The organism is Segatella maculosa DSM 19339 = JCM 15638, assembly GCF_000382385.1.
Taxonomy (GTDB): Bacteria; Bacteroidota; Bacteroidia; order Bacteroidales; family Bacteroidaceae; genus Prevotella; species Prevotella maculosa.
Window position 1 is genome coordinate 117,071 of sequence record NZ_KB908320.1, and the last position, 11,740, is coordinate 128,810.

The 11,740-nt window shown below is 44.9% G+C and carries 7 protein-coding genes; 2 read left to right on the forward strand and 5 right to left on the reverse strand.

What is annotated here, in order from left to right; genetic code table 11:
• The first annotated feature begins 5 nt into the window (after window positions 1-5).
• Both H164_RS0102575 and H164_RS0102580 read left to right on the forward strand, forming a co-directional pair.
• A complete protein-coding gene (locus tag H164_RS0102575; protein WP_019967169.1) occupies window positions 6-2,297 on the forward strand; it encodes a bifunctional dihydroorotate dehydrogenase B NAD binding subunit/NADPH-dependent glutamate synthase in 2,292 nt (763 codons plus the stop codon).
• Window positions 2,298-2,573: 276 nt separating this feature from the next.
• Window positions 2,574-4,043, forward strand: coding sequence for an SLC13 family permease (locus H164_RS0102580; RefSeq protein WP_008563969.1), 1,470 nt, complete (start codon window positions 2,574-2,576; stop codon window positions 4,041-4,043).
• A 133-nt stretch (window positions 4,044-4,176) separates the two neighbouring features.
• On the opposite strand, the gene H164_RS0102585 is transcribed toward H164_RS0102580, so the two are convergent.
• The 5 genes from H164_RS0102585 to rfbA form a co-directional block, all read right to left on the reverse strand.
• Window positions 4,177-4,473, reverse strand: coding sequence for a hypothetical protein (locus H164_RS0102585; RefSeq protein WP_019967171.1), 297 nt, complete (start codon window positions 4,471-4,473; stop codon window positions 4,177-4,179).
• A 212-nt stretch (window positions 4,474-4,685) separates the two neighbouring features.
• On the reverse strand, window positions 4,686-6,827 hold the full coding sequence (locus H164_RS0102590) for a peptidylprolyl isomerase (protein ID WP_025829710.1): 2,142 nt from the start codon (window positions 6,825-6,827) through the stop codon (window positions 4,686-4,688).
• 996 nt (window positions 6,828-7,823) lie between these two features.
• Window positions 7,824-8,252: a BT0820 family HAD-type phosphatase gene (locus H164_RS0102600; protein WP_008563963.1), complete on the reverse strand. Its 429-nt coding sequence runs from the start codon at window positions 8,250-8,252 to the stop codon at window positions 7,824-7,826.
• A 2-nt stretch (window positions 8,253-8,254) separates the two neighbouring features.
• Window positions 8,255-10,798, reverse strand: a complete 2,544-nt coding sequence (locus H164_RS0102605) for a GumC family protein (protein ID WP_019967174.1) — start codon at window positions 10,796-10,798, stop codon at window positions 8,255-8,257.
• Between the two features lie 36 nt (window positions 10,799-10,834).
• Window positions 10,835-11,719 (reverse strand): glucose-1-phosphate thymidylyltransferase RfbA, encoded by an 885-nt coding sequence (gene rfbA / locus H164_RS0102610; protein WP_019967175.1) that lies wholly within the window; start codon window positions 11,717-11,719, stop codon window positions 10,835-10,837.
• Window positions 11,720-11,740 lie beyond the last annotated feature (21 nt).

Sequence of the window (11,740 nt, forward strand, 5' to 3'; positions counted from 1 at the left end):
TACGTATGAACAAGATTATTTCGAAGAAACAATTTTCCGAAAGAGTGTTTTGCTTTGACATCGAAGCTCCCCTAATAGCTCAAAGCAGAAAGGCCGGAAACTTTGTCATCGTTCGCGTTGACAAGAATGGCGAACGAATGCCGCTGACCATTGCAGATGCAGACATAGAGAAAGGCACAATCAAACTCGTTGTTCAGCAAGTGGGGCTGTCGTCTACCAAACTGTGCAACCTCAATGTGGGCGACGAAGTGGCCGATATCGTAGGCCCTTTGGGAAATCCCACGCACATTGAGAACTACGGTACTGTGATCTGTGCCGGAGGTGGTGTAGGAGTTGCTCCGATGCTTCCCATCATACGTGCTTTGAAACGTGCGGGCAATCGTGTCCTTTCGGTCTTGGCCGGCCGAAACAAGGACTTGATCATCATGGAAGATGAAGTCAGAGCATCAAGTGACGAAACCATCATTATGACCGATGACGGTAGTTATGGAGAGAAAGGAGTTGTGACCGTCGGAATAGAGAAGTTTATCCGGCAGGAACATATCGACAAGGCTTTCGCCATCGGTCCTCCGATTATGATGAAGTTCTGTTGTCTGCTCACACAGCAATACGGGATTCCCACCGACGTCTCTCTGAACACAATTATGGTAGACGGCACAGGCATGTGTGGTGCATGTCGATTGACGATTGGCGGGAAAACAAAGTTCGTTTGCATAGATGGTCCCGAGTTCGATGGCTCATTGGTCGATTGGGACGAGATGTTCAAGCGCATGAGAACTTTTAAGGCTGTGGAGGTAGAAGAGATGGACCGCTATCAAGAACACCTTATTATATCGGAACACACAGAAGCAAAAACTTCAAAACTTCCCGGAGCCTGCTCCCCCACTCCGCCCGAAGTGCCACTCAAGACAAAAGAGCGCGTGAAGATTCCCCGTGTAAAAATGCCGGAACTTGACCCCGTTTACCGTGCTACGACACGATTAGAGGAAGTCAATCAGGGGCTGACTGTGGAAATGGCCATGCGCGAAGCACAACGATGCCTTGATTGCAAGCATCCTTCATGCGTTGAAGGTTGTCCCGTGAACATTAATATTCCGGGCTTCATCAAACAGATTGAGAAAGGAAAATTCATCGAAGCAGCACGTATTTTGAAGCACACCTCTGCCCTACCGGCTGTCTGTGGCCGTGTCTGTCCGCAAGAAAAACAATGCGAAAGTCGCTGTATTCATCATAAAATGAATAGCGAACCGGTGGCTATTGGCTATCTGGAACGTTTCGCAGCTGATTATGAACGCGAGAGCGGGCAAACTGTTTTGCCTGAAATATCGGCATCAAATGGTATTAAGGTGGCCGTCGTAGGCTCGGGACCATCGGGCTTGAGCTTTGCCGGCGACATGGTTAAAAAGGGATTTGATGTTTATGTGTTCGAAGCACTGCATGAAATCGGGGGCGTATTGAAATATGGTATCCCCGAATTCCGGTTGCCCAATCATATCGTAGACGTGGAAATAGACAACTTACGCAAGCTGGGTGTTCACTTTCAGACGGACGTTATCATAGGAAAAACCATCAGCGTTAAGGAGCTAAAGCAAAGAGGTTTTAAAGGGATCTTCATTGGCTCGGGAGCGGGACTGCCCAACTTCATGGGAATTCCCGGAGAGAACGCACTGAACATCATGTCGAGTAACGAGTATCTGACACGGGTAAACCTCATGGATGCAGCAAATCCACATACAGACACACCCATCAACTTGGGCAAGAAGGTGATTGTCGTAGGCGGAGGCAACACGGCGATGGACTCTTGCCGTACGGCGAAACGCTTGGGAGCCGAAGTCGTGCTGGTCTATCGGCGTAGTGAGGCCGAAATGCCTGCACGAATAGAAGAAGTTAAGCATGCCAAAGAAGAAGGTATCACATTTATGACGCTTCATAATCCAAGAGAGTTCCTTGCAGATGAGCAAGGTGCCGTGAAAGCCGCAGTGCTTGATGTGATGCAATTGGGAGAACCTGACCAGAGCGGACGTAGAAGTCCGGAGCCCACAGGGCAAACCATCACCATTGAATGCGACCAAGTAATCGTAGCCGTAGGCGTTTCTCCGAATCCTTTGGTCCCAATGAGCATTGAAGGATTGGTGCTGGGACGCAAGAATACGATTGCGGTCAATGAGCAAATGCAATCCAGTCTTCCCGGAATTTATGCCGGCGGGGATATCGTACGGGGCGGTGCGACGGTTATTTTGGCTATGGGCGACGGTCGTCGCGCAGCCGCAAGCATGTCGGAACAGTTGATTGGATAGGCTGGAAAGACATGTGGAGGACGGCAATGTGCTTTCTGTCAGGAAAGTATCTCAGCCATTTTGACTCGCAATCTCAGCCATTTCGTCGCCTGATATGGCTGAGATTACGCAGCAAAATGGCTGAAATTATGTCGCAATATGGCTGAGATTGTAAAGCCTTTTTGTGATATGACGAAAAAAACGAGTGGTCGGCTTGCTAATATTACAATTTAATTGTAAATTTGCTCTTCGAATTTTTATCATTCATTTAAGTACGACCATAAAAGACATTCATTTATGCAAGACCCAATTAAATCAGTTTTATCGGGAGATTTCAGCAAAAGGAAATTCCTGATGTTCGTGATTACAGCTCTTCTGACTGTAATCGTTTGGAACCTTCCAAGTAGTTTCTTCGGCATTGACGGCCTGACCGTCGTGCAGCAGCGTGTCATCGCAATCTTCGTCATGGCCGTGTTGCTGTGGATAACAGAGGCCATACCGGCTTGGGCCACCTCAATCACCATCATCTTCGTGCTGCTCTTCTGCGTCAGCGACTCCTCGTTCAAGTATTTCCAAGGAACAGAAGATCAGTATGGAAAGATGCTCGACCACGTGGGCGTCATGGCCTGTTTCGCCGACCCGACTATTATCTTGTTCTTGGGCGGCTTCGTCTTGGCCATTGCTGCAACTAAGAGCGGGCTCGACGTGCTCATGGCACGCACGATGATCAAACCTTTCGGCCAAAAGAGCGAGAACGTGCTGTTAGGTTTCTTGCTGATAACCGGTGTTTTCTCGATGTTCATTTCCAATACGGCCACGGCTGCCATGATGCTCACCTTCTTGACACCGGTATTCAAGGCCTTACCGGCAAGTGGAAAAGGAAGAATAGCCCTGACGATGGCCATTCCCGTGGGTGCAAACCTCGGTGGCATGGGCACGCCCATTGGTACGCCGCCCAACGTCTTTGCCCTGAAATATCTCAACGACCCTGCCGGCCTCGATCTTGGCATCACTTTCTCTCAATGGATGATGATTATGGTGCCGCTTGTCATCGTGTTGCTTATCATCGCATGGCGAATGATTCTCCATTTCTTCCCTTTCACCAAGAAGACCATACACCTTGAAATCAACGGCGAGCTGTCGCATAACTGGCGCACGGCCGTTGTGGCTGTGACTTTTCTTCTGACCATCTTCTTGTGGGTTGCCGGTAAAGACCTTTTCGGCATCAATGCCAACACTGTGGCCATGCTGCCGATTGCCGTGTTCGCATTCACCGGGGTCATCAACGCCAAGGATTTGCAAGAGATAGACTGGTCGGTGATTTGGATGGTGGCCGGAGGCTTTGCCTTGGGTAATGCGATGAATGGAACAGGACTTGCTGAGAATGCCATCAAGAGTATTCCTTTCGGCGCATGGAACCCATTTGTCATTCTGATCATTGCCTGCCTCATCTGCTATGCGCTGAGTAACTTCATCTCCAACACAGCCACAGCCGCTTTGCTCGTGCCGATTCTTGCCGTCGTTTGCAAAGGCATGGGTGGAACATTGGATATGATTGGTGGGACAATCACTGTTTTGGTGGGCATCGCCGTGGCTGCAAGTGGCGCCATGTGTCTCCCCATCAGTACGCCACCGAATGCTATTGCCTTCTCTACCGGGCTCGTCAAGCAGAACGATATGCTGAAAGTGGGCTTGTCCGTGGGTATCGTCACCTTGATTTTAGGTATCAGCATACTCATCGTGTTTGGTAGATTAGGTGTGTTCTGACAGGGAAGCCAGGCTCTTCTCTGAAAACCAGCCTCGGTTTCTCAAAAGGAGAGCCTACACACTCCAGACTCTCGTAATTGGCAAAATCGACAAAGAAAGTCAGAAATTCGCAAATTCTTAACAGAGAGAACTCTCAGCACCCTTTGCCGTCGAGACGGCAACTCGGTGCCTTTTCGTCGCGTGACTGCAATCCCACCTCTTCGGGCGAAAGCGTCACGCGACCATCTTCCAACACGAAGCATGGAATGCCTGCATAGCCGTGCCGTTTGGCATCGTCAAATACGGGACTGTTGTCTCTCAATTTTAAAAAAGCTTTCAAATTGCGCACGTGCTCACCAATATCAATAACTTCAAACCGGCTGTCATTCACTACCTGTTCGTCTACGAAAGTGCAGTCCGGACAAGTCTTCATTCCATAAATCTTAATCATAATCTTACAAGTTTAATTAAAAAATCCACTGCAAACTTACTAAAAACCCCCGAAATTCGTGCATGAAAGAAGCAGTTTTTACGTCAGTCCTGATAGAATATTCAGACTGGGCTTGCTACCTATCAAATGTCCAATACCCCAGATTTATTTGATGCCAAAGAGGGGCAGCCTGCATTCAGACTGCCCCTCTCTGATTGAACAAAGTTTTCTTTTTAGAAGAAAAGATATCTGTTGTCAACGACATCAGCCTTAATATAAAGTTCGTTCATAAAGTTGCCTGCATATTGCATAGACTTTTGACGGAGCTTCTGCTCCATGGCTCTCGCATCAAACTTTCCGGGACGCATGGTCTTGTTTTCGATCCTGAAAACATAAACGCCTGCATTTCCTTTAACCGGTTTCGATGAGAATTTTCCTTTGGCTGTGGCATAGACGGCACCACTCAAAGCCGGCTCGCTGGCCCCCGTTGTGGTGACAAAGACCGGAGCAGCAAACGTTATCTGGCTGACGTTGGAAACCTTTCCACCTTTGGTCTTTGCGGCATTAAGGTTGTTGACGCCTTCGAGTTTAGCCATCAACATTTCTGCTTTCTTGTCTTTCAAGACTTCAGCCTTGATGATTTCTTTCACTTGTGGGTCATCCAATGAACGATAACCAGCATGATTGATTTTTGTCAAGATTGCAACGAGAAGGTGGTCGTTGTCGCCGCATGGATACATCTGCGACACTTCGCCTTCTTTTGCCTCAAACAACCATTTCAACGCATCACGAGTGCCATGGATATTGGCAAGATAGTGTTGGGAAGTTGTCACATCCTTAGCCTCTTGCACCTTATATCCGTTCTTTGACGCATTCTTGAAGATGTCATCTGCCGTCTGATTGGCACTCACGAACGAAGAGAATTTGTTATAAGCCATGCGGTAAGTGTCGTTAGAGAAGACGATACTCTTTTTAATCACGGCTGCAACATATTTTTCAATCAGTCCTTTGCGGTCTAGAACTTGTACAATGATATTTCCTTGCGGCAAGACAATGTTCTTAGTCTCATTGACCGACATCGTGTTAAGGCTGTTTATATAGTTCTTCGTATCATTATCCATAGAAGGTGCCCCCTGATATTGCTGTGTGGTCATCCATGTTTTCTGTCCTGTCTGACCGTATTTCTTTGCAATAGCTTCGAAGTCAGCACCGGCATTCAATGCAGCATAGATGGAATCGGCAGACTTGTGGGCTGCGGCAGCCGTTGCTCCTCCGACTTGTATCTGACGATATTGAACCGAATCGGGCAACTGCTGCTTGCTGATCAGACGAATAACGTTCAATGTATTGTCCATTCTGCTATTTATTACGCCTGTGGTCTGGCCGACAGACATTGAATCCAGCTTTGCTGCAATATCAGAAGGGAACGCGGATTTGGCCACCGGAACGCCGGTATAATTTACAAGTGAAGAACTCTTGCGAACGATATTTGCCGGATCATCAGCTGCAGAAAGTTCCTTGGCATAGCCGGCAAATTCTTTTTGGAGAGCAACCTTGTCGGCCTGAGATGGCGTAACCTGCACATCGACATATTTGATGTCGCGGCTCTCGACATATTGCTGAAAGCGCGGTTTCAACTCATCATATTTTGATTTGAGGTCGGATTCGGTTACCTGCACCTTGTCATCTTGAATGGAACTATAAGGGAAAGCCGCAAGTTCAACTTGATTTTCCTGGTTCTCTTCGTTGAAAGCCATCTTTGCTTCCACGGGATTTGACAGAATGCAATGCGCAAGCAAACTCTGATATTTCTGTGCAAGAAGTTGCTGACGAAGTGTTTTTTCGATAAATGTCCAGTATTTGTATATAGATTCATACTGCCGAGCCATCTGCGGGTTCGCCGATTTTTGCGTATTATATTCGGCAAGGAACTTCTGCAAGGCACTTGCATCAAAGCGTCCGGTCTGTTGATTAACGAAAGGAGTCTGCAACAACATGGGATTGGTTCCGTCTTTCAAGACATTCTGCATCTCCGTGTCGGTTACGCGAAGTCCCAGCTTCTCGGCTTCATTTTCCACAATCTTCGTTTGGACAAAAGTATTCCATACCATGTCTTTCACTTGATTCAATTGCTCGTCGTTCAGGGCTTCGGCACCTTGTTGCATCTTTATTACTTCGCTGTATTCGTCGACCAGCTTTTGAAAATCATTTACATCGATTTTCTCACCCAAAACCTCGCCTACCTGCTGACGCGCATTATTACGAGTCGACTCGCAAGAACGGACGGCCTCTTCGGCAATAAATGCAAAAATACCTAATCCGATGATTCCCATCAGAAGGGCACCCCTGCTTCTAATTTTTCCTAATACTGCCATTTCTTTAATTTGTTTTTATTTTTATTGTTTTCTTTGTTTCAGTTCAATTAAATTGTCCACAAAAGTACGAATAAAAAAATAAATATTACAATTTTTCATGTGAAAAAATCAATATGGTAGACTTATAAAGAGTCAATAAAGCCTCCCCCATCACGTACAATATCACGAATAATATTTGTAAAACTCCTGCTTCGGTGTTGCGAAGTTTAATTTTTTCCTTAGTCTCCTGTTGATTTTAGCCTGAAGCTATCCAGTGCAACCTGCGTACAATCGCCCGGCAAATCCGCTGCCGTTGTCTTGCGATGCTCTCGCATGCAGGGCATGAGCAGCCTCCACGCGGTCTTGCCCGGCGGCATGACTTGCACTTTTCATGATAAGGACATTCGTGCTGCGCTCTACCCTATGTGAGTTCGATATGAGCCCCATGGAGGAAAAACAGGAAAAACTGTGTCTCTGAAGCATCGGATTAATGGAAAACAAAAAAGGAACACTCGTCCGACGGCTCGGAAGATAGTAAAACAAAAAAAGAACGCTCGTCGCCCGCGGGCGAAGATAGTAAAATGTAAAAAGAATGTTCTTCGCCCGCGGGCGAAGCTAAAAAATGTAAAAAGAACGTTCGTCGCCCGTAGGCGATGATAAAAAATGTAAAAGAAATGCTCGTCGCCCACGGGCGAAGATAAAAAACGTGAAAGAAACGTTCGTCGCCCGTGGGCGATGATAAAAAATATAAAAAGGAACTGTCGTCCGACGCCGTAGAACCATCGGACGGGTACTTTTACCCCGAGCCGCGCTCTACCATCGTGAGGGTGGCATGGCCGTCTTTTGTCTTACTTGTAATAAAAGCTCTTTTGAAGACATACCATCGTGAGGACTTGATTGCCGCCCTTGTCGACTATCAAATGCTATCTATCGAAACCGACCGACAACGTTTCGTCTTGTAAAACATGTCGGTCGGTTTCTGTTAGGAGGTAAAAAGATAAGATTATTGAGAGCTTTCTAAATCTGCCACCAATGCTTCTTTTTATGATTGCTGTGTGGCAAGCCTTGATTGTAACGTTCTCTTATAAGTTGGTTAAGTGTGATTCTCTCATTGACAATCCTATATATCTGCCCCCAGTCGGGCAGCCCTCCGACATTTCGGTCATCAATGAACATATCTACTTTCAGCTTTCTGGAATAATGATTGTTGTTTTCAATCTTTTCTTCCGGGTAGTCTCTGTTTACAGCCCAGAACTCCACACCATGCTGTCTACACCATTCTACGGCTTCGTCGAGGGCTCCTTCTTCCCTGACGCTCCAGAGAATAAGCTGATGACCGTCTGCAATCAGTCGCCGAAGCGTCTCTGTTGCGAACGGAATCTCTTCGCCGATAGCTGGATATTCATGGGTAACTATCGTACCATCAAAATCGACTGCGATTTTCATTGTTATTGTTTGATTGAACTGTCGTTTTTATCTCTATAAGAATTATTATTTCTGTCATAGCCTCCATAGGTGTTATATGAATTGTATGAGTTGGCTATATATGAATTATTATTATAGCGACCATAGCCGTATTTCGCATACTTTCCATACTTTGCATATCGTCCATAGCCATAATAATAACCATATTTTTTCTTGGTCATATCCAGACCATTGATAACGATGGACATGTTTGGCAACTTCTTCTCCATAGCCAGACTATTAATAAGCACGAAGCTGTCTTTTGTCGTATAGTCTGCGCGACAGAGATATACCGTGGCATCAATGATACGTGCAAGCTGTAAAGTATCTGTTACCAAGCCTACTGGAGCCGTATCGATGATGATATAATCATACATCTCTCTAAGTTTATTTACAATACCGTCAAGACTTTCACGCGCCAACAATTCCGCTGGGTTTGGTGGAGTTGGTCCGGCCATCAATAAGTCTAACCGTTTGTTGACTCCCGAGGGTAAAATCTGGGCCTGAATATCCTCTATTGTCGAGTTTCTATGTACCAACAGATTTGTAATACCATGGTGATGATCGTTGATTTCAAACAATTCAGCCAAACGAGGTTTACGGATATCAAGACCTAAAAGAATTACTTTCTTACCTAAAAGTGCAAAACTGACGGCTAAGTTGGCAGCAGTAAACGTCTTACCTTCACCTGAAGTGGAAGATGTGAATGCAATAACCTTTTCGTTTTCACGGAGCATGAACTGCAAATTGGTACGCATACCACGGAAGATTTCTTCCATTAGGTTGTTCTTATTCTCATGAACCACGACATCGGCCTTGGATTTTGCTTGATCACTTGCAATCGGGACATCACCCAATATTGGAAGTTTTGTAAGACGTATGACATCGTTACGGCCTTCAATCTTGTAGTGAAAGAACTCTCCGATAATGATAATGATCGTCGGAATTGAAAGACCGATGATGAGGGCTATCAAGTAGAACATCGAATTATTCGGACTGACTTTTCCTTGGAATTCAGGCTCATCTATCAATCTTCCCTTATCTGCCGTTGCTGCCAATGAAATTGAATTCTCTTCCCTTTTCTGTAACAACATTAAATAAAGTCCGGATTTCACCTCCTGCTGCCTTCCTATTTGGGTCAAGATACGTTCTTGTTCAGGTGTAGCAACAACCTTTCCGCTGTATTGCTTGAACTGGCTGATAAGCGCATTACGTTGGATTTCTAAACCTTTGCGAGCCTGCGCCATCGCCTTACGTATGCTGCTACTAAGATCATCAAGCTGTGATGTCAATGGTGTAACTATCGGGCTTGATTCACTTGCACTACGCAAAAGGCGTTTTCTTTCCAAAGCAATATTGTTATACTTATCTATTAAAGATGTTGTACTTTGATCCGACAATCCTACGTTTGACGGCATTGGCTCATACCGATTGGAAGGGTTGTTCTGGTAGGATGTAAGCTCTGCCAAGAGAACTAATTGAGTGTTAGCTTGGGTCAGACGCTGACTGAACTCGTCTTGATTATCGAATGCTTGACTTGCATTCAGTTTCAGCTCTACCATATTATTCCTTCTCTTGAAGTTTTCTAACTTATCTTCTGTTAGTCCTAATTCAGAGTTTATCTTTTCCAAACGCGAGTTGATGAACTTCTCTGTCCTGATAGCAATTTGATTTTTATCGTCATTAGCTTGTCGATTATAACATATTGAAAGCTGTTTCAGATAGTCTATCGCTCTCTGACGATCTACATCTACCAATGTCAGTTGTGCAATAGTCGTTGACTTGGAAGTTTGGCTGACAGACAAGGCACCTTGATATTGGTAAGCTGCATTATTAGGAGAATTGAGAATAATATGCACCTTGTCGTCTGAAGTCATCTTCATGGCATAAGGTGATAGGTTCTCTGACACCGTGAGCACACCGGCCCGTGTATAGATCGTAATAGGAAACCTGGAGAAAGTCTTGTCAAAGGAGTATGGGCCGGTTGCATAAGTATCATCAATTGGAACAAAGTAATTACCCACCAGCCGATATTTACCATTTTCATAAGTAAGTATCATGCTAATCGGACGGTTCAACTTCTCCAAATTCACGGGGTCAAGATCCACTATAAGAGGTTCTGTCTTATAAAGGAGACGGTCTTTTACCTTTCCTTTATTATAATAGCTCACATAGAGTTTCAAATCTCGCACGGCACTTTGTGCCAACGTATGAGAGGAAAGTATCTCCATCTCATTGTCAATTCCAGAAGAATAGGATATCAATCCAAGATTATTCGTATTCTGGATACTGTTATTCCCGCCTCTACGTGAACTTTGTTCTTCTTTGATTAAGAGCTTGGCATAAGCCTGATAGACCGGCGTCGTATATCGAAGATAGACATAAGCAACAGCGACACAGCCCAAAACCGAAAAGATGAACCATGACCAATTCAGTACAAGAGAAGTATAGATAGCCCTAAAGTTAAAGAGACTCTTTGTCTCTAATTGCAACATATCTTCACTTGCTTTTTCCTTATTTTCATCCATATTTAATATAATGTAATTAAAATATTTGTCTTATTTTTAGTTTCTCACTTCCTCTATCAATGACATGAGGTATTTTCCATAGTCGGTCTTCTGCATGGGTATGGCATCTTCAAAGAGTTGTTCCTTAGTAATCCAACCTTGTTGATAGGCTATCTCTTCAAGACAGGCAATTTTAAGCCCTTGACGTTTTTCTATCACCTCAATAAAGTTACTTGCTTCAGAAAGACTGTCGTGCGTTCCTGTATCCAACCATGCAAAACCTCTCTGGAGAGGTCTTACTTTTAGGTGCTTCAGATCTAAATAAACCTTATTTACAGAGGTTATTTCCAATTCTCCACGTTCACTTGGCTTGAGTTGCCTTGCTATTTCAACCACACTATTGGGATAGAAATACAAACCAACGACAGCATAATTACTCTTCGGGACTACCGGCTTCTCTTCTATACTCAAGCAATTTCCATCTTTATCGAACTCTGCCACTCCGTAACGTTCAGGGTCATTGACATAATAACCAAAGACAGTGGCTTGTTGTTTTTTTTCAGCAGCAGTCACACTTTCTTTCAAAAGTTGTGTCAGTCCGGCTCCATGAAAAATATTATCACCGAGGACCAAACACACTGCATCATCGTCAATGAAGTTCTCTCCAATAATAAAGGCTTGTGCCAATCCATCTGGACTGGGTTGTTCTGCATACTCAAAGTGTACTCCTAACTCATGTCCATCACCCAACAAACGTTGAAAGCCGGGTAAATCAAACGGTGTTGAGATGATAAGAATATCTTTGATTCCGGCAAGCATCAACACTGATACGGGATAATAAATCATCGGTTTGTCGAAGATTGGAATCAGTTGCTTACTTATACCTTTCGTTATTGGGTAGAGACGAGTGCCAGAGCCTCCTGCTAAAACAATACCTTTCATATCCGTCTATTTTGATTTTTG